The following is an 18,834-nucleotide window of genomic DNA, read 5'->3' on the forward strand; positions in this document are numbered from 1 at the left end:
GATTGAGACGCCAGGAGTATCACTATGGAACTGCGCCACCTCAACGCCTTCCTCGCCGTCGCCGAGGAGCTGCACTTCGGCCGGGCCGCCAAGCGGCTCCAGATGGCCCAGCCTCCGCTGAGCCAGCAGATCCGCCAGCTGGAGAAGGAGCTCGGCGTCCAGCTCTTCCACCGCAACACCCGCTCGGTCCGGCTCACCAGCGCGGGGGAGACCTTCCTCGAACCGGTACGGACCGTCCTGGACGACCTGGACACCGCCGTCCGCGCGGCCAGATCGGCGGGGATCGGCGAGTACGGCCGGGTCACCATCGGCTTCGCCGGTGCCTCCAGCCACGAGACGCTGCCCCGGCTCACCCGCGCCGTGCGCGCCGCTCACCCCGGGCTCGAACTCGTCATGACCGGACAGACGTACGCCAACACCGCCCTGTCCCGGGTCGCCGACGGCTCGCTCGACCTCGGCTTCGTCCGGCTCCCGGTTGCCCGGCCCGGCGTCGCCCACCGGGTGATCGACGAGGAGGAACTGGTCTGCGCCCTGCCCTCCGACCACCCGCTCGCCCGGCGGGAGACCGTCCCGCTCGACGTACTCGCCGGCGAACCGTTCGTCTCCTTCCCCGCCAACTCCGGCTCCACCGTGCGCGACGCCATGACCGAGGCCTGCGAGAACGCCGGGTTCACCCCGCGCATCGTCCAGGAGGCCCCCGATTCCTACACGATCCTCGCCCTGGTCGCCGCCGGGGTCGGCGTCACCCTCACGGTGACCTCCGTCCAGCACATCCAGCAGAACGGCCTCGTCTACCGCCCCCTCGCCGGTCCGGCCGTCCGCCTCCGCGCCGCCCTGGCCTGGCGCGCCGACAATCCCTCCGCCGCCCTGCGCGCGGTGCTCGCCGTGGCGGAGGAAGCGCTGCCGACACCCGCGCGTACGCTCGATTGAGACGTACTGCCTCTCAACCCGGTGCGGATTCAATATTGGACCGACTCAGTGCCGGATGCGAAGGTCGTCCCACCGCACCACTCGTCCACCTCGACGGGCCCCTGTTCCCCGCCCCCGACCCCAGGGAAGGCTTTCCGTGCCGCTCGACGTCGTCATCTGCGAACCCCTGCGCACCCCCATCGGCCGGTTCGGCGGGGCCTTCGCCCAGCAGACCCCGGCCGCGCTGGCCGCACGCGTCATCGCGGAGATCGTCACCCGCACCGGCATCGACCCCGACCGGGTCGACGAGGTGATCCTCGGACACGCCTACCCGACCAGCGAGGCCCCCGCCATCGGCCGGGTCGCCGCCCTGGACGCCGGACTGCCCACCACGGTCACCGGCTCGCAGGTCGACCGCCGCTGCGGCTCCGGGCTCCAGGCGGTGCTGGACGCGGCGATGCAGATCCGGGCCGGGTTCAGCGATGTCGTGATCGCGGGCGGCGTCGACGTGATGAGCGCAGCCCCCTACTACACCCACGACGGACGCTGGGGCATCAAGGGCCCCGGGCTCCAGCTCCACGACGCCCTCGCCCGCGGCCGCGTGACCGCCGGAGGCGTCAACCACCCGGTCCCCGGCGGCATGATCGAGACGGCGGAGAACCTGCGCCGGGAGTACGGCATCAGCCGCGCCGACCAGGACGCCCTGGCGCTGCGGTCGCAAGCGCGGGCCGCCCGCGCCGCCGCCGAGGGCCGCTACGACGCGGAGACCGTCCCCGTCGCCGTACGCACCCGCAAGGGCGAGACGACGGTCACCGCCGACGAGCACCCCCGCCCCGACACGACGGCCGGGCAACTCGCCGCCCTCCAGCCCGTGATGGCGAAGTCCGACCCGGACGCCACCGTCACCGCGGGCAACGCCAGCGGCCAGAACGACGCTGCCGCGGCCTGCCTGGTCACCAGCGCCGAGACGGCCGAGCGCCTCGGCCTCACCCCGCTCGTCCGCCTCGTCTCGTTCGCCCGCGCCGGGGTGCCCGCCGCGACGATGGGCATCGCCCCCGTCGCCGCCACCCGCACCGCCCTCGACCGGGCGGGCCTCACGCTCGCCGACCTCGACCTGATCGAGCTGAACGAGGCGTTCGCCGCCCAGGTGCTGGCTTGCACACGGGAGTTGGGCCTCGGCGAGAAGGACCACGAGCAGCGGATCAACGTCAACGGCTCGGGCATCTCGCTGGGTCACCCGGTCGGCGCCACCGGGGCCCGCATCCTCGCCACCCTCACCCGCGAACTGCACCGCCGCGAGGCCCGGTACGGCCTGGAGACGATGTGCATCGGCGGCGGCCAAGGCCTCGCCGCCGTCTTCGAACGCATCGCGGACTGAGGGCCGTTCGCGCGGAGCCGCCTCACCGGGCGACGGTCGCCTCCGGGCCCGCATCCGGTTCGGCGGCGGCCTCCCCGGGCTCCTCGTAGAGGTAGTGCCACGTCCCGGCCAGCACCCCGCGGAACCACACGTCCACCTCGTCCTGCCCCATCGCCGGCCAGTCGGGGACCTCCTCGACCAGGGAACGTCCCATCCGGCGGCCCAGCTCCACCGACCGGGCTCCCGCCGCCGTGCGTTCGTCCGCGTACCGCTCCAGCGCCGTGGCGGGATCCGGCCCCTCGCGCAGGACCCGCTCCAGGCACAGGGCGGCCTGCAGCGCCTTGACCGCCCCCGTGGCGGTGTGCGATCTGGTCACCCCGCCGCGTCCCCGGCCAGCAGCAGGGGCGGGCGGGCGACCCGGGGGGCCTGCACATCGGCGACCGGGTGGCAGGCTGTCGCCCGGCGGCCGCCCCGCGCGGAGGTGATCACCGCCCGCCCGGCCGCGTCCGCCCGGACCGAGGCCACCGGCTGCCCCCGGAGATACCGCACGGACCCGGCGCTCGCGCGCAACGACCGCCACAGCAGACCCCAGTTGCACGGGCTCACGGGGGAGGGCTGGCGGGCCAGTTCGCGCGCGGACCTTCCGCCCGGCTCCCGCGTCAGCCAGACCCGCGTCCCGACGGGAGCCGTCGGCATGTCCGGGCCCAGATAGCCGGACCCGACCAGTTCCGCGTGGAGCGGCGGCGGGATCACGGTGCCGAACCCCCGGTCCTGTAGTTCGGCGCCGCTCCGTTCGTACACGGTGACGTCCGCCCCGGCCCGCGAGCCCGCGACGGCCGCCGCGCACCCCGCGATGCTGCCGCCGATCACCCCGATGCGCAACGCTGCCGCCACGTCCCCGGCCCTTCCCGTTCGTCGCCCCTGCGGTCCGCGCGGTGCGCGGTGCCGTGGTCGTCGTTGCATCGCCCGGCCCGGCCTTTCCGGCGAACGGACCGCAGAACACGCGGAAGGTCCGGCCGGGCAGTCCCCGCTGTCCGGCCGGACCTCGTTCTCCCGCAGGAGCTGCAATCAGTCCCGCGCGTTGCGGGTGCGGCGCATCAGCACCGCACCGCCGAGCAGGAGCGCGGCACTCGCGCCGGCGGCCAGACCCAGGTCGGCGGCGCCGGTGTCGGCCAGGTGCGCGCCCGGGGTGTTGGACCCCGGCGTGCCGGACCCGGGAGTGTCCGAACCGGGAGTGTCCGAACCGGGCGTGTCGGTACCGGGCGTGTCGGTCGGCGGCTCGTCGACGGGCGGCTGGTCCACGGGCGGCTGGTCCACGGGCGGCTCGTCGACCGGGGGCTCGTCCACGGGCGGCTCGTCGACCGGAGGCTCGTCCACCGGCGGTTCATCGACGGGCGGCTCGTCCACCGGGGGCTCATCGACCGGGGGTTCGTCCACCGGCGGCTCGTCCACCGGGGGCTCGTCCACCGGCGGCTTGACCGGCGGGTGTTCGTGCTTCGGGCCGTCGGCGTTCACGCACTTGTTGCCGAAGGCCGGGTTCAGCAGAGCGATCACATTGACGGTGTTGCCGCACACATTGACCGGGACGTGCACCGGCACCTGCACGGCGTTGCCCGAACCGACCCCCGGCGAACCGACCGCCGCACCCTCGGCCGACGCATCGGCGTGCGCGGTGCCGCCCACCGCCGCCAGGAGGCCCGAGGCGGCCGCCATGACGATCATGCTCTTATTCAAGACCTGTCGCATTACTTGCCCTTTCTGAGGACATTCGCGAGGACATCGCGTGGGTGCTTCGCGCGCGGACAACGGGCAGCCATCGGGCGGAGCCGCTGCACAGCCGGATCCGGCGGGAAGCCAAGGTGAAAGTGGTGGAGACGTGCGCGCTGGACGACTGCCATAACGACACAGACGTCACGCGGGAAACTTGGAGTTGCGTGGAAAATGTGTAATCACCCGAACGGGTGGTGTCGCCGTATCCCGTCCATCCCGTTTCGCAGAACAAGAAAAACGATTCGCCCTCAACTCCGTCGTTCTTCGCCGGTGTTGACTGCGTTCGGGTATCCGTCACGGCTACGGCGCGGCGTCACGGCCGTCGGTGCTCGCCCACTCGTTCGGGCGAAATGAGTCCGAGAGGTCTGTGCAATTCCTTCACGAACGGGTTGCCGTACGAAATCGCCGTACGAAGGGGAGGCGGGGATCTCCCCGTGTCCGGCATTCGGGTGAATGGGCGGAACCTAACGTCGCGTGGTGAGTTGACCAGGGGGCTCCGCCGCGGGGCAACCAGTACGAGAAGGGTTAATCGTGATCAAGAAGGTTCTGGCTACGGGCGCTGTCGCCGCCTCCATCCTCGGTCTCGGTGCGACGCAGGCCATGGCCATCGCCAACGACGGCGGCACCACCTCGGTCAACGGCAACGGTGCCTCGCAGTCGTACGGCAACTCCGAGACCCACGGTGACTGGAGCCCGCAGTTCGCGCTCGTCCAGGGTTCGCTGAACAAGCCCTGCATCGCCCTCCCGGCCAAGGCGAACGTCGGTTCGCTCATCGGTCTCGTGCCGGTCGCGGTCCAGGACATCAACGTCCTGTCCTCCCCGCAGAACCAGCAGTGCACCGAGAACTCCACCCAGGCCAAGGGTGACGAGGCGCTGTCGCACATCCTGGAGGACATCCCGGTCCTCTCCGGCAACGGCGTCGGCAACAACTGACCCGCAGCCGCCCTACTCGGGCCCGGGCCCTCGGAGTTCCTCCACCGAGCGGCCCGGGCCCGTTGCTTTCCCTGGACAAGGCTGCTGCATTCGGGCGGATATCCGGAAATCCGCCCGACGAACAGTTCCGATTCCGGTCGTTCATCGTTACGTAGGACAGTGCAGGAGTCGTGAGCGATGCAGTATCCGGCTCGGGCGGGGCACGACAGTCGTGACCGCGCCGGACTCCGCCGAGGAAAGGGAAGAAACGTGAAGTTCACCAAGGTTGCCGCCGTCGCCGCCGGTACGTTCCTGGCGATGGGCGTCGCCGCGCCGGCCATGGCCGACTCGGGCGCCGAGGCCATCGCCGCGGGTTCCCCGGGTGTGCTGTCGGGCAACATCCTGCAGGTCCCGGTCCACATTCCGGTCAACCTCTGCGGTAACACCGTCAACGTGATCGGCGCGCTGAACCCGGCGTTCGGCAACACCTGCATCAACAAGTAACTCTCTCCGATCTGCTGGGCCTCCGGCCCGCAGTTCGGTGGGCCCCGGACGGCACACGCCGTCCGGGGCCTTTTCGCTGCCCGAGTGACTCGTGAACGGCGCCGGAGAAATTCCGTGCCCCACAGTTTCCCGGAAGCGGCCTGATCGTTGATCAGGAAGAAAGCGGCAGAAGTCACAGGTAAAGAAAGCTTGTGTGCGGCACGGAGACGTGACCGAAAGCAGACGCCGCGCAGAAGGGAACCAGAAAAGTGAAGTACGCGAAGACCGCCGCCCTCGTTGTCGGTTCCGTGGCTGCCCTCGGATCGGCCGCTCCCGCCTTCGCGGCTCCCACCCCCACGGCCCCCAACTTCAGCCTCGACAGCGGCCTCAACCAGGTGATGGCCAGTGCCCCGCAGGTCGTCGACCCGCTGGTGGACACGGCCGCCGAGACCACCGAGACGCTCTCGGAGGACGGCACGGTCGGCAAGGTGGCGGGCCAGGCAACCGGTGCGGTCGAGGGTGCCGCCCCGCTGCTCGGCGGTGTTCCCCTCGGCGGCTGACGGCCGCACCACGACCATCCCTCAGGGCTTCTCCGCCTGATACGCATCACTTCCCAGAAGGGCTCTTCCATGTTCAAGAAGTTCATGTCCACGGCGGCCGTCGCCGTCTCCATCGTCGGCGTCTCCGCCGCGGCCGCCCCGTCCGCCATGGCCATCGCCAACGACGGCGGCACCACCACGGTCAACGGCAACGGCGCCTCCCAGGCGTACGGCAACTCCGAGACCCACGGTGACTGGAGCCCGCAGTTCGCGCTCATCCAGGGCTCGCTGAACAAGCCCTGCATCGCCCTCCCGGCCAAGGCGAACGTCGGCTCGCTGCTCGGCGTCGTGCCGATCTCCGTCCAGGACATCAACGTCCTGTCGTCCCCGCAGAACCAGCAGTGCACCGAGAACTCCACCCAGGCCAAGGGTGACGAGGCTCTGTCGCACCTGCTGAACGACATCCCGATCCTCTCGGGCAACGGCGCCGGCAACAGCTGAGACCGCGTGACCCCGGTCCGCTCCCGGTGACCACCCGGGGCCGGTCCATCCGTACGGCGACCGTTCTTCGCCGGACCGGACGGACCGGCCCCTCGTCATGTGCCGAGTCGTGTGCCGGTGTCTCCCCTCGGGGCAACCGGTTGGGCCGGATGCCGTAACCCCGGCTGACGGTTCGTGCCGGGCCGGGTAGGGCATCGGCATGGATCCGTACGACAGTCAGATCTCGCAGAGCGCCGAACGGCGGCCCGCGCCGGGCGGCGGCACACCGATCTACGACCGGCTCGTCGCCGAATGGCAGGCGGCCGGAGGTGACCACCCCCTGGCGGAACCGCAGCCCGGCCCCGCCCCCCGCCGCGGTGGATTCGTGCCGGCGGCGCGCACCGCGGACCAGGTCCCCGGGCCCGAGGCGCCCGGAAACTGACCAGAAGCGTCTACTTTGCGCCGGAACGAACCCATATGAGTGGTACTGCGCAACCGATCAGGGGCAACGGCAGTTGATCAGTACGTTCCACAACGGGACGCTCCGAAAGGTGAAGTTGATGAAGAAGATGATGGCCGGCGCTGCAGTGGCCGTGTCCCTGCTCGGTCTGTCCGCAGTCGCGGCTCCCACGGCCATGGCGATCGGCAACGACGGCGGCACCACCACCGTCAACGGGAACGGCGCCGAGTCGGAGATCGGCAACGCGGAGACGAAGGGCGACTGGAGCCCGCAGAACCAGCTCGTTCAGGGCACCCTGAACAAGCTCTGCGTCGGCCTGCCCCTCAAGGCGAACGTCGGTTCGCTCGTCGGCCTCGTGCCGGTCGCGGTCCAGGACGTCAACGTCCTGTCCAACCCGCAGAACCAGCAGTGCGCCGACAACTCCACCCAGGCCAAGGGCGACGAGCCGCTGTCGCACATCCTGGACGACATCCCGGTCCTCTCGGGCAACGGTGTCGGCAACAACTGACGCACCACAGCCTGACGCAGTCGGCGCGGGCGGTCCGAGGGTCACCCCTCGGACCGCCCGTTCTCGTTCGGCCCGGCATCGGGCAGACGACGAGGCCCACCACTCCACGGGGGGTGGTGGGCCTCGTCTTGTGCGGGGAGGCGGAGCGCCTCAGCCCAGGGAGCGGACCGGGAGCAGGCAGTGGGCGGCGGCGCGGACGACCTCCTCGTCGGCGGCGAAGGCCCGCAACTGGTCCTCGCTGACCGGCTGCCCGGGAACGGCCTCCGGCCACGGGGTCGTGGCGAACATCCCGTACACCTGGCCCTGCGCCTGGGCCGCGGCCAGCCACTCCGCGGGGGCCGGGTACTGCGCGCTGAGGTGAGGCAGGGTCAGGACGGCCTGGCCCGCCTGGACGAGAAGCTTCGCCTGGATGCCCGGGCTCTCGGCGGCGTCCTGGATCGAGCCGCCGACATGGAGGCCCGCACGTTCCAGCGCGGCGCGCATGGCCTCGCGGCCGACCACCGGGCCGTCCTGCCCGTCGCCCAGCGAGTACGCGAGGAGATAGGCGGTGTCCTGGTCCGCGTCGGGCTGCCGGCCGCTCCAGCCGATCAGGATCTGGGTGCCCAACTGGGCCGGGGTGAACATGCCGGTGGAGGCCTGGGGTGTGGTCATGCTCGGCACCCTAACGGCCCCGGACCGGGGCCCATGCACACGTATCACCCGATCGAGGGAGATTGCGGCCATTCCTCGCGAATAAGTCTGCTCGAACGTCCCTCGACCGTGGTCCGGAATAAATCGGTTGACGGTGTTCCCGGGGGGCGGGCTAGGGTGATCACCGTTCCCCCGGAAGCCAGTTCCGGGAACCGAGAACCAGAGGAATCAGGAGGTGAGGACATTGATGACTGTCGTTGCGATGGGCACTGCCCACAACCGGAAGAGCATCGTCCTCATCCCCGTGGCCACCGGCTGACCACTTCTCTCCTTTCCGCGCCGAGCGCGCGCGCCGGGGCCACCCTGTGAAGGGTTTCCCTTGTCTTTCCCGCTTTCCTCCGCTGTCTCCTCCTCGCACCCGCTGACTCCGTACGGCTGGGACGAGGACTGGGCGGCGGTCTTCTCCCCGTACGCCGAGCAGGGGCTCGTGCCGGGCCGGGTCGTGCGCGTGGACCGCGGCCGGTGCGACGTGATCACCGCCGACGGCACGGTCCGCGCCGACACCGCGTTCGTCGTACCCCGCGACCCGATGCGGATCGTCTGCACCGGCGACTGGGTGGCGCTCGACGCCGACGGCGACCCGCGCTTCGTCCGTACGCTGCTGCCGCGCCGTACCGCCTTCGTCCGCTCGACCTCCTCGCAGCGGTCCGAGGGCCAGGTGCTCGCCACCAACATCGACCACATCGCCATCTGCGTCTCGCTCGCCGTCGAGCTGGACCTCGGGCGGGTCGAGCGGTTCCTCGCACTCGCCCTGTCCAGCTCCGAGGGAGCCGCGCTGCTGGGCGACGGTTCCGGCGGGGAGCGGCAGCCCCAGCCGATCGTGGTCCTGACCAAGGCCGACCTGGTGCCCGACGCGGTCACCCTCTCCCACCTCGTCCAGGACATCGAGGCCATCGCGCCCGGCGTCCAGGTGCTGCCCGTCAGCTCCACCACCGGCGAGGGGCTCGACGTCTTCGGCGCCATCGTCTCCGGCGGCACGAGCGTGCTGCTCGGCATCTCCGGCGCCGGCAAGTCCACCCTGGCCAACACCCTGCTCGGCCAGGACGTGATGGACGTACGGGCGGCCCGTGACGTCGACGGCAAGGGCCGGCACACCACCACGACCCGCAACCTCCTGCTCCTGCCGCAGGGAGGCGTCCTCATCGACACCCCCGGGCTGCGCGGCGTCGGCCTCTTCGACGCCGAAACCGGGATCGGGGAGGTGTTCTCCGAGATCGAGGAGCTGGCCGGGGAATGCCGGTTCCACGACTGCGCCCACGAGGCCGAGCCGGGGTGCGCCGTCCTCGGCGCCCTGGAGGACGGGACCCTGCCCGAGCGGCGGCTGGAGAGCTACCGCAAGCTGATCCGCGAGAACCAGCGGATCGTGGCCAAGACCGACGCCCGGGTACGCGCCGAGATCCTGCGGGACTGGAAGCGCAAGGGCGCGGAGGGGCGCGCGGCCATGCAGGCCAAGCGCGGCCGGGTCCGGTAGCCGCCACTACCGGGTTCGACGTCCGAAAACCGCGAGTGCGGTGGCCCGGGCTGCCGCACACTGGACGGTGTGATGGACGATCGGACCCGGTACGAGGCGGTGAGCAGCCGCGACGCACGGTTCGACGGCGCGTTCTTCTTCGCCGTCGTGACCACCGGCATCTACTGCCGGCCCAGCTGCCCCGCCGTCACCCCCAAACGCGCCAACGTGCGCTTCTACCCCACCGCGGCGGCGGCCCAGGCGGGCGGCTTCCGGGCCTGCCGCCGCTGCCGTCCGGACGCCGTGCCCGGCTCCGCCGAGTGGAACGTCCGCGCGGACGTCGTCGGCCGGGCCATGCGCCTGATCGGCGACGGCGTCGTCGACCGCGAAGGGGTCCCCGGACTCGCCGGGCGGCTCGGCTACAGCGCCCGGCAGGTCCAGCGCCAGCTCAACGCCGAGCTGGGTGCCGGGCCCGTCGCGCTCGCCCGCGCCCAGCGCTCCCACACCGCCCGGGTGCTCCTCCAGACCACCCCGCTGCCGGTCACCGAGATCGCCTTCGCCGCCGGGTTCGCCAGCGTGCGGCAGTTCAACGACACCATCCGGCAGATCTACGCCCGCACCCCCAGCGCCCTGCGCGCCGAAGCGGGTACGGGGCTCGGCGGCGGCCGCCGCGAGGGGCTGCGGGCCGGGATCCCGCTGCGGCTCGCCCACCGGGGCCCGTACGCCACCGCCGCCCTGTTCGACCTGCTGGCCGCCGAGGCGGTCGCCCGGGTCGAGGAGGTGGCCGGCACACCCGGCTCGCGCACCTACCGGCGCACCCTGCGGCTGCCGTACGGCTCCGGGCTCGTCGCGGTCGACGAGGCGTCGCCCGGCGGCCCCTGGCTGGAGGCCCGCATCCAGCTCACCGACCTGCGCGACCTGACCACCGCCGTCCAGCGGGTGCGCCGCCTGTTCGACCTCGACGCCGACCCGTACGCCGTGGACGAGGCACTGGCCGCCGACCCCCGGCTCGCCCCGCTGGTCGCCGCCCGCCCCGGGCTGCGCTCGCCGGGCGCGGCCGACCCGGAGGAGGCCGCGGTACGGACCCTGGTGGGGCGCGCCGCGGCCGGGGAGCTGGTCGAGCGGTACGGGAAGGCGCTGGACGTGCCCTGCGGCGGGCTCACACACCTGTTCCCGGAGCCCGGCGTGCTCGCCGGGTCCGCCGAGGACCCGGCGCTGCGGGCCCTGGCCACCGCGCTCGCCGACGGCCGGCTGCGGCTGGACGCCGGGGCCGACCGGGACGAGGCGGAGGAGACGCTGCTGACGCTGCCCGGGATCGGCCGGTCCACCGCCGCCCTGATCCGGATACGGGCGCTCGGCGACCCCGATGTGGACCCGTACGGAACACCGGGCGCGGAGCGGTGGCGGCCCTGGCGCTCGTACGCCGTACGCCATCTGGAGACGGCGGGGGCGGCGCTGAGCTGACGCGGGCCGCCTGACACCCCCGGGTCAGCCCCAGAGCACCGCGCCCAGCCAGGCGCCCGCCACCAGCAGGCAGCAGAACAGCTCCACCAGAACCGCGTAGCCCGTCGCCCGCATCACCGAGCGCACCGACGTCCAGGCCGCGCCCCGGCCGCCCAGACGCAGCCGCTCCGCCCCGAAGATGGCCCCCACGTATCCGAGGACCCCGCCCACCACGGGCACCACGAAGAAGCCGACGATCCCCGCGACCCCGCCGATCATCAGCGTCCGGCGGGGCGCCCCCGACTCACCCGGGCGGCGCGGGGGCAGCAGCGGTTTGAGGGCCTGGTTCAGCAGCATCAGCCCGGTCGCACCGATCAGGACGCCCCAGGCGGCCGGGGTCATGTCGGTGAGCGCCCACCACAGCACCGCCGCCCACACGATCGCCTGACCCGGCACCCCCGGCAGCAGTACGCCGACCAGACCCAGCAGCATGACCAGGCCGACGGCGACGAGCTGCCACACACTCATCTGACCAGCGTGCCGGAGAGTGTCCGGCTCCGCCCGTCAGCGCACCCCGGCCACCTGCGGCGATGAGGCGGCGGGACCCTTCAGCCCTGCGACCCGGTACGGGCCACCCAGCCGCGCTCGTACGCGTGCCAGCCCAGCTGGAGCCGGGTCGAGACGCCCGTCAGCTCCATCAGGCCCTTGACCCGGCGCTGCACGGTCCGCAGGCCCAGATCCAGCTGCTTGGCCACACTCGCGTCGGTCAGCCCCGCCAGCAGCAGGGACAGGATCTCCAGGTCCGTCGGATCCGGCCCGACGCCGTCCTCGCGCACCCCGCCGCCCTCGCCGAGACGCAACGGCATGGCATCGCGCCACACCGCCTCGAACAGGCCCATCAGCGACTCCAGCAGACCGCTGGCGTGCACCACCAGGGCCGCGGGCTCCGCGCCCCGCGCGGTCAGCGGGACCATCGCGAGGCTTCCGTCGGCCACCACCAGCTTCGTCGGCACCCGGTCCACCACCCGGCACCGCTCGTCCCGGCTCAGCGCCGCCGACAGCTCCAGGATCCCGTAGGGCGTCGACAGCACCTCGCGCTCGACCACCACCCGGTAGCTCACCCCGCGCGAGGCGGCCCGCTCCTCGGACTCGTTCTCCATCCCGGTCACCGCGATCGGCTTCCCCGTCACCAGGGCGCACACCTCGGACACCGCGCCCAGCTGCAACTGGTGGAAACGCTGGGTGACCGCGCTCGCCCCCGTCACCACCTCCACCAGATCGTGCACCGCCGGTTCGCTCGCCTCCGCCCGGTACTCCTCGGCGAGCAGCGCCGACGCCAGCTCCGCCTGCTCCAGCTCGTGCCGCTGCTGGATCAGCAGCGCGCCGAGCGCCACCCCGGGCGGCGCCGCCACCCAGCGTCCTGGCCGGGCCGACGACTGGGCGGCGAGACCCTGCTGCTCCAGCCGCCGCAGCACGCGTTCGGCGTCCGCCTCCGGAAGCGCCAGCCGGTGCGCGAGGTCGGTCAGCTCCGCGGCCCCCGCCGCGACGAGCGCGCGGTACGCGGTCTCCTGTCTCTCGTCGAGACCAATGGCCCCCAGCATTCTCCGACCTCCCCGGACGTGGCTGATCGCGCATCGCGGCGCCCCTGCGGCGGGCTCCGCGTTGTGGGAAAGGGCCACGGCGTAAACCCGCCGTCCACATCATCCCCCGTACCCCTGGCCCCTCTGCCAGTGTGGCGCCACCGCAGCACCAACAACCTCCGGAATGAGGCTGCTTGGGCTGCTTCGTTCCGGAATGACCTGGGGAGAGCGATGCGCCCGATATCGCGTACGGCACTCGGAACGGCGACCGCCGCCGTGCTCGCCGTCACGGTGATCGCGCCGTCGGTGGCCGCGCCACCGGGCGGGCGAGACGCGAAGAGACCGATCACCGGGAGCGCGGCGACCGCCGCCACGGACCCGAAGCCCGTCACGCTGACGCTCGTCACCGGCGGCCGGGTACTGGTGACCACGGACGCCTCGGGCGCGGCCGCCGCCACCGCCCTGCCCCGCGCGGACGGCAGCGTTCCCCTCGTCCAGACCCGGCAGTCCGGCCCGGACCTGTACGTCTACCCCGAGGCCGCCGTGTCCGCGCTCGCCGCCGGCACCGTGGACGAGGAGCTGTTCAACGTCACCGGGCTGATCCGCCAGGGGTACGACGACAGCCGCGCCGACTCCGTCCCGCTGATCGCCACCTACACCGGCGACACCGCCCGCCGCACCCTCGTCACCCCGCGCGGGGCCGAGCGCGGAGCGGCCCTCGACATCATCGGCGGACTGGCGCTCACGGCCGACAAGAAGCGCGCCGCCGACTTCTGGGCCGACCTCACCGCGCCGCGCTCCCGTGCGGGCTCCGGCCTCAAGAAACTCTGGCTCGACCGCAAGGTTCAGGCCAGTCTCGACAAGTCGACGAAGCAGTTCGGCGCGGACCGCGCCTGGGCCGCCGGCTACGACGGCACCGGCACCAAGGTCGCCGTCCTGGACACCGGGGCCGACGCCGAACACCCCGATCTCCGGGACCGGATCACCGCGTCGGAGAACTTCACCGACTCCGCCGACACCGACGACCGCCAGGGCCACGGCACCCATGTCGCCTCCACCGTCGGCGGGTCCGGCGCGGCGAGCGACGGGTAGAACAAGGGCGTCGCACCCGGCGCCGACCTGATGGTCGGGAAAGTCCTCAACGACAGCGGCTCCGGCGCCGCCTCCTGGATCATCGCGGGCATGCAGTGGGCCGTCGACAACAAGGCCGACGTCGTCTCCATGAGCCTCGGCAGCGCCGAACCCACCGACTGCACCGACCCGATGAGCCAGGCCGCCGCCGAACTCGGCAAGAACAAGGACACGTTGTTCGTGGTCGCCGCCGGAAACCTCGGCCCGTCCCTCGACACCGTCTCCTCGCCCGGCTGCGCCCCCGGCGTCCTGACCGTGGGCACGGTGGACCGCGACGACTCCACCGCCAGCTTCTCCAGCCGCGGCCCCGCGATCGTCTCGCACACGCTCAAGCCCGAGCTCGCCGCACCCGGCGTCGCGATCTCCGCCGCAGCAGCGGGCGGCCGGGGCCCACAGGCGTACCGCTCCATGTCCGGTACGTCGATGGCGACCCCGCATGTCGCGGGCGCGGCGGCCGTGGTGAAGCAGCGCCACCCCGGGTGGACCGCCCAGCGGATCAAGGCGGCCCGCGTCTCCTCGGCGAGCAGCGCCGTCCCCGGTGACGTACGCGAGAGCGGAGGCGGCCGCCTCGATGTCGACCGGGCCGTGCGTACGCCCGTGACCGGCGCCCCCGCCGTACGGGGCGGAACCTTCAACTGGCCGCAGGGCACGAGCGATCGCACCACCGTCACCGTCCCCTACACCAACACGAGCGGCAAGCAGGTGAAGCTGTCGCTGAAGGTCGCGGGGGTCACCGGCAACGACGGCTCGGCCGTACGCTCGAAGATCGCCTCGCTCGGCCGTACGTCCGTCACCGTGCCCGCCGGGGAGAGCGTCGAGGTGCCCCTCGCCCTCGACTCCGCCGCCCGGCTCACCGCCGCCCAGTACGGCGACGTCACCGGCCGCGTGCTCGCCACGGCCACCGGGGGAGTGAAGGTCTCCACCCCGTTCTCCCTGTACGTGGCACCGGAGACCGTCACCCTGCGCGTCAAGCTCGTCGACCGCACCGGCAAGCCCGCCGACGGCGTCTCCTCCCTCGACCTCATCGGCACCGACACCGCCTCCGGCGAACGCCGCTTCAACGAGGGCGCCACCGACCAGACCTTCCAGGTCCGGCCCGGCGCGTACTCCGTCTCCAGCTTCATCGCGACGCCCGACGCCACCGACCCGACCGGCCGGCTCGTCGGTTCCGTCGGCTATCTGGCCCGCCCCCAGCTGAACCTCACCAAGGAGACCACCCTCGTCCTCGACGCCCGCAAGGCCCACCGCCTGAAGGTGCGGACCGAGGACCGGGCCGCCGAGACACGCGGCGCGACCCTCGCGTTCGGGCGCTCCTGGGACGACACCTGGCTGCACTCCGGATCCATCTCCGGCACCGGGATCATCAAGGACTACCTGGTCGACGTCCGGGGCAAGGCCCATGACGGGGAATTCGAGTTCACCTCCTTCTGGCGCGCCTACGCCCCGCAGATCCAGAAGTTCTCCCTCGTCGGCGGAGCCGCCCTGCACCCCCGGCCCGCCACCACGGGCTCGGTCAACCTGGACGGCACCGGCCGCGCCGAGGTCGTCGACGCCGGTGCGGGCAGCGCCGCCGAGCTGGAGGCCGCCGGAGCGAAGGACCGGATCGCCCTGGTGAAGGTGGGCGACGACGCGTCGAACGTCCTGGCCCAGGCACGGGCCGCCCAGGCCGCCGGGGCGAAGGCGCTCCTGGTGCACCGCCCCTCGGCCGGCGACTGGCAGCCGGGCCTCGGCTACGGGGCGGCGCCGCTGCCGGTCCTCGGTCTGCGCGCTGACGAGGCCGCCGTACTGAAGACGGCCCTCGGCAAGGGCAAGGCGAAGGTCTCCTGGGCCGCCACCGCCGTCAGCCCGTTCGTCTGCAACCTCGCGTTCCCGGAGAAGGGGCAGCTCACCTCCGACCGCACCTACCACGTCCGCGACAAGAAGCTCGGGTCGGTCGTCTCCACCCATGAATCCATGGGCGTGGCCGCCGACTTCATCGACACGCTCCTCGTCTCCCGCCCCTACGGCGCGACCTACAGCGCGTCCGCCCTCGCCCTCGTCGCCGCCCCCGGAAAGCGCACCGAGTACTACACGGCGGGGGACACCCTCTGGCAGAAGACGCTCTGCTCCAGCTTCCCGTGGGGCGAGCTGATGACGGGCAACGCCCGTATGTACCAGGCGGGTCGGACCACGACGGAGCAGTGGTACCGGGGCTTGCTGGTCCCCGGCGCCCCGCGCGACGCCCAGGGCGAGGAGGCTCTCGCCGGTGAACGGCAGGACGATCTCATCGGCGTCGCCCCCGCCTTCATGACCGACACCGAACACGTCGGCCAACAGGGCTCGTTCGGTGACATCGGCTCCATGCGGCTCAAGCGCGACGGCGACGTCATCGGCGAGAGCGGCTATCCGTTCGGCGTCTTCACCGTGCCCGCGGAGGACGCCGCGTACGAGCTCACCCTGACGACCACGAAGATCGGCTCGCCCGCCGCGTTCTGGAAGCGGTCCACGCGGACGGAGACCACCTGGGCCTTCCGGTCCGAGCGGAAGCCGGACGTGGCGTCGCAGGGGCTCCCGCTGCTCTTCCCGCGCTACGACGTGCCCACCGACGGCATGAAGACGGTGCCCGCGAAGAACGGGCAGCGGATCGGGCTCGCCGCGACCGGGCACGCCGGGTACGCCCCCGGTCAACTCACCGCTGCGAAGGTCTCGTTCAGCTACGACGGCGGCGAGACCTGGCACGCGGCCACCACCGCGCAGCAGGGCGGCCGCTGGAGCGCGACCGTCGACCACGCGGACGCGGCCGGCGAGTCCGTCACCCTGCGGACGGAACTGGCCGACGCGAACGGCACCTCTGTCGTCCAGACCGTCGACGACGCGTACGCCGTGCGCTGAGAGGGCGGGCCCAGGGAATCACTGAGCCGCTGAACCGAAGATCGGCTGAGCATATGACCGGCTTGAACGCCGAGATGCCGATCGCTCCGACCGGTCCGCCGGGCGTCCTTCCCGTGGGGGGTGGGGCCGCCCGGCGGGCCCTGTTTACGGGTCACTTTTTCCCGATGCCCCGTTTTCGGGCCGCCTTCGCGGTCGACAATAGGGGCATGAGTCAGCAGGGGGAGAAGCCCGCCGCCCACGAGGACGACTGGTGGCGCAAGCTGTACGACGAGTCCGCGCCGGACACCGGTCCCGGCCGCGCGGCCGACAGCCTCGACGACCGCTTCGACTCCGTGTCGGACACGGTGAGCGGCCCGGGGGACACCCGCCGGGCCACCGCACCCGAAACGCTCCGCGACCCGTACGCGGACGCTTACGAGGACCCGTTCGCGGACCGCTACGAGTCCCCGGACGCCGACGGCTTCGAGGACCCCCACCCTGCCGGTGACCCGGCGGCCTCGGGCCCGTTCCCGGATCCGCCGGTGGTCCCGGCTCCGCCACCACCGGGGCAGGCCCCGGTGGTGATCCCGGACCCGACAGTGGCATCGGGGGCGGTCGAGGAGCGGAGACCGGGCCGGGCAGCGGCGCCGGACTCGATCCCGGAACCGTCAGTGGCCCCGGACCGTACCCCGGCTTCCGCAGCCGGACCGGCCCCGGACCGTACCCCGGCTTCCGCAGCCGGACCGGCCCCGGACCGTACCCCGGCTTCCGCAGCCGGACCGGCCCCGGACCGTACCCCGGCTTCCGCAGCCGGACCGGCCCCGGACCGTACCCCGGCTTCCACAGCCGGACCAGCCCCGGACCTTGTGCCGGACCCACCCGGGTCGTCGCCTTCGGCAGCGCCCTCGGCAGCCGTTCCGGGCCCACCGCCGGCTCCGGCACCGGCTTCGATCCCGGCAGCCGTGCCCGCCCAGCCCTCCGCCCCGCCTCCCGGCCTCGTACCGGACCCCCGTATCTCGCCCCCGCCGCCACCCACCACCCCCTTCCCCGCCCCCTGGGAAGCGCCCGGCGGGCAGGCCGGGCCCCGGACCTTCGCCGCGCCGCAGGTGCCGGCGGCGCCCGACGGGCAGCCCGAACCCGGTCTCGCCCCCGACCCCAGCGCGCTGCACGAACTGCCGCCCGAGCCCGCGGTCGCCGCCGACGCACGGCCGGCCGTCGGACATCTCGGGGACCGGCCGCCCACCTACGACGCCGAACCCGCCGCCCTGCCCTCCGCCACCTCGGAGAATCTGGACGGCCTCGTCGCCGATACCGTTCTGGACGGCGCGCGCTACGGGACGTACACCCTGCGCACCGCCTCCGTGCGCGGCGACTCGGCGCGGTTCCGCGGCGAACCCCGGCGCGATGGGCTGCTCACCGCCCGCTTCGGGGCCGCCGAGAGCGCCCTCGTCCTCGTCGCCGTGGCGGGCGGCAGGCGGGACGGCGAGGCGGCCCACCTCGCCGCGGCCGACGCCTGCCGCTGGATCGGCGGGGCCGTCGCCCGCAGCCACCTCCGGCTGTCCGAGGACATAAGAGCGGGGCGCCGGGGCGACCTGAAATCGGGGCTGCACCGGCTCACCGACCGTACGTACGGCAAGCTGCGCGCCCGCGCCGCCGAACTGGGCGTCGAACCCGACGCGTACACCGCGAGCCTCCGCTGCCTCCTGCTGTCCGCCGACCCCGACTGCCGCACCCGGGTCTTCTTCGGCGTCGGCAGCGGCGGCCTCTTCCGGCTCCGCGACGGGCTCTGGCAGGACCTGGAGCCCTTCATCCCGGAGAGCGGCCCGGCCGCGCGGCCCGGCGACGAGCCCGAGGCGGGACCGGACGGCGACCGGCTGACCATGGACCTCCAGATCACCGGAGCGGCGTCCTCGAACGTCGAGGGACCCCCGCAGCCCCCCGGCCGGCCCTTCCGGTTCCGGGCCTCCGTGGCGCGCCCCGGCGACACGCTGATGCTGTGCAGCAACGGACTCGCCGAGCCCATGCGCGGCGAGCCCGCCCTCCCCGGCGAGCTCGCCGCGCGCTGGAGCGCGGGACCGCCCGGACTGCCCGCCTTCCTCGCCGACACCCAGCTCCGGATCAAGGGGTACGCCGACGACCGCACCTGCGCCGCCGTCTGGGAGGCGTAACCGCTCGCCCCGTGGGTTGATGGATTCCGGAGCTCGGCGAACGGCGTTTCGGGCTCCGGAGTCCGGACAACCGACGTGCACGGAGCACGGGCAAGGAAGGGCGC

Annotated in this window: 17 protein-coding genes and 1 pseudogene; 12 read left to right on the forward strand and 6 right to left on the reverse strand. The window is 72.8% G+C overall.

All coding sequences use genetic code 11. The features are described from left to right. Positions 1-24: 24 nt before the first annotated feature. Both WQO_RS28365 and WQO_RS28370 read left to right on the forward strand, forming a co-directional pair. Positions 25-930: a LysR family transcriptional regulator gene (locus WQO_RS28365; RefSeq protein WP_010059265.1), complete on the forward strand. Its 906-nt coding sequence runs from the start codon at positions 25-27 to the stop codon at positions 928-930. A gap of 136 nt (positions 931-1,066) precedes the next feature. After that, positions 1,067-2,287, forward strand: a complete 1,221-nt coding sequence (locus tag WQO_RS28370) for an acetyl-CoA C-acetyltransferase (protein WP_010059264.1) — start codon at positions 1,067-1,069, stop codon at positions 2,285-2,287. Positions 2,288-2,309: 22 nt separating this feature from the next. Here the strand turns inward: WQO_RS28370 and WQO_RS36965 are convergent, their stop codons facing one another. From WQO_RS36965 to WQO_RS37230, 3 genes are all read right to left on the reverse strand, one after another. Beyond that, on the reverse strand, positions 2,310-2,642 hold the full coding sequence (locus WQO_RS36965) for a hypothetical protein (protein WP_237274174.1): 333 nt from the start codon (positions 2,640-2,642) through the stop codon (positions 2,310-2,312). Beyond that, the gene (locus WQO_RS37225) at positions 2,639-3,160 is read right to left on the reverse strand and encodes a Rossmann-fold NAD(P)-binding domain-containing protein (protein ID WP_237274237.1); all 522 of its coding nucleotides are present in this window, start codon (positions 3,158-3,160) and stop codon (positions 2,639-2,641) included. The genes WQO_RS36965 and WQO_RS37225 overlap by 4 nt, the downstream gene beginning before the upstream one ends. A 174-nt stretch (positions 3,161-3,334) precedes the next feature. Then, complete coding sequence (locus WQO_RS37230; RefSeq protein ID WP_029182163.1) at positions 3,335-4,012, reverse strand: chaplin; 678 nt, start codon at positions 4,010-4,012, stop codon at positions 3,335-3,337. Between the two features lie 555 nt (positions 4,013-4,567). Between WQO_RS37230 and WQO_RS28385 the strand changes: the two genes are divergently transcribed. The 6 genes from WQO_RS28385 to WQO_RS28410 all read left to right on the forward strand — a co-directional run bounded on the left by WQO_RS28385 (position 4,568) and on the right by WQO_RS28410 (position 7,418). Continuing rightward, positions 4,568-4,969, forward strand: a complete 402-nt coding sequence (locus WQO_RS28385) for a rodlin (RefSeq protein ID WP_030710050.1) — start codon at positions 4,568-4,570, stop codon at positions 4,967-4,969. A gap of 249 nt (positions 4,970-5,218) precedes the next feature. Beyond that, complete coding sequence (locus WQO_RS28390; protein WP_010056890.1) at positions 5,219-5,452, forward strand: chaplin; 234 nt, start codon at positions 5,219-5,221, stop codon at positions 5,450-5,452. Positions 5,453-5,700: 248 nt separating this feature from the next. Further along, complete coding sequence (locus WQO_RS28395) at positions 5,701-5,991, forward strand: hypothetical protein (RefSeq protein WP_010056891.1); 291 nt, start codon at positions 5,701-5,703, stop codon at positions 5,989-5,991. 69 nt (positions 5,992-6,060) lie between these two features. Beyond that, positions 6,061-6,471: a rodlin gene (locus tag WQO_RS28400; RefSeq protein ID WP_030710052.1), complete on the forward strand. Its 411-nt coding sequence runs from the start codon at positions 6,061-6,063 to the stop codon at positions 6,469-6,471. Between the two features lie 199 nt (positions 6,472-6,670). Further along, entirely contained in the window at positions 6,671-6,892 is a 222-nt protein-coding gene (locus tag WQO_RS28405; RefSeq protein ID WP_010064322.1) for a hypothetical protein, read from the forward strand. 118 nt (positions 6,893-7,010) lie between these two features. Then, positions 7,011-7,418 (forward strand): rodlin, encoded by a 408-nt coding sequence (locus WQO_RS28410; RefSeq protein WP_010064321.1) that lies wholly within the window; start codon positions 7,011-7,013, stop codon positions 7,416-7,418. A gap of 150 nt (positions 7,419-7,568) precedes the next feature. On the opposite strand, the gene WQO_RS28415 is transcribed toward WQO_RS28410, so the two are convergent. Then, positions 7,569-8,069, reverse strand: coding sequence for a DUF5949 family protein (locus tag WQO_RS28415; protein ID WP_010064320.1), 501 nt, complete (start codon positions 8,067-8,069; stop codon positions 7,569-7,571). Between the two features lie 358 nt (positions 8,070-8,427). On the opposite strand from WQO_RS28415, the gene rsgA reads away from it, so the two are divergent. Beyond that, a complete protein-coding gene (gene rsgA, locus WQO_RS28420) occupies positions 8,428-9,579 on the forward strand; it encodes a ribosome small subunit-dependent GTPase A (RefSeq protein ID WP_010064319.1) in 1,152 nt (383 codons plus the stop codon). Positions 9,580-9,651: 72 nt separating this feature from the next. After that, positions 9,652-11,022, forward strand: a complete 1,371-nt coding sequence (locus WQO_RS28425) for a DNA-3-methyladenine glycosylase 2 family protein (RefSeq protein WP_058954126.1) — start codon at positions 9,652-9,654, stop codon at positions 11,020-11,022. Positions 11,023-11,046: 24 nt separating this feature from the next. Here WQO_RS28425 and WQO_RS28430 read toward each other — a convergent pair whose 3' ends face one another. Beyond that, a complete protein-coding gene (locus WQO_RS28430) occupies positions 11,047-11,529 on the reverse strand; it encodes a DUF456 domain-containing protein (protein WP_010064318.1) in 483 nt (160 codons plus the stop codon). An 80-nt stretch (positions 11,530-11,609) separates the two neighbouring features. Beyond that, on the reverse strand, positions 11,610-12,602 hold the full coding sequence (locus tag WQO_RS28435) for a helix-turn-helix transcriptional regulator (protein WP_010064317.1): 993 nt from the start codon (positions 12,600-12,602) through the stop codon (positions 11,610-11,612). Between the two features lie 210 nt (positions 12,603-12,812). Here WQO_RS28435 and WQO_RS28440 point away from each other — a divergent pair. Beyond that, positions 12,813-16,583, forward strand: a pseudogene (locus tag WQO_RS28440) (S8 family peptidase). Between the two features lie 578 nt (positions 16,584-17,161). After that, a complete protein-coding gene (locus WQO_RS28445; RefSeq protein ID WP_335339693.1) occupies positions 17,162-18,730 on the forward strand; it encodes a protein phosphatase 2C domain-containing protein in 1,569 nt (522 codons plus the stop codon). Positions 18,731-18,834 lie beyond the last annotated feature (104 nt).

Origin of the sequence: Streptomyces globisporus C-1027 (assembly GCF_000261345.2) — a bacterium.
GTDB classification, from domain to species: domain Bacteria; phylum Actinomycetota; class Actinomycetes; order Streptomycetales; family Streptomycetaceae; genus Streptomyces; species Streptomyces pakalii.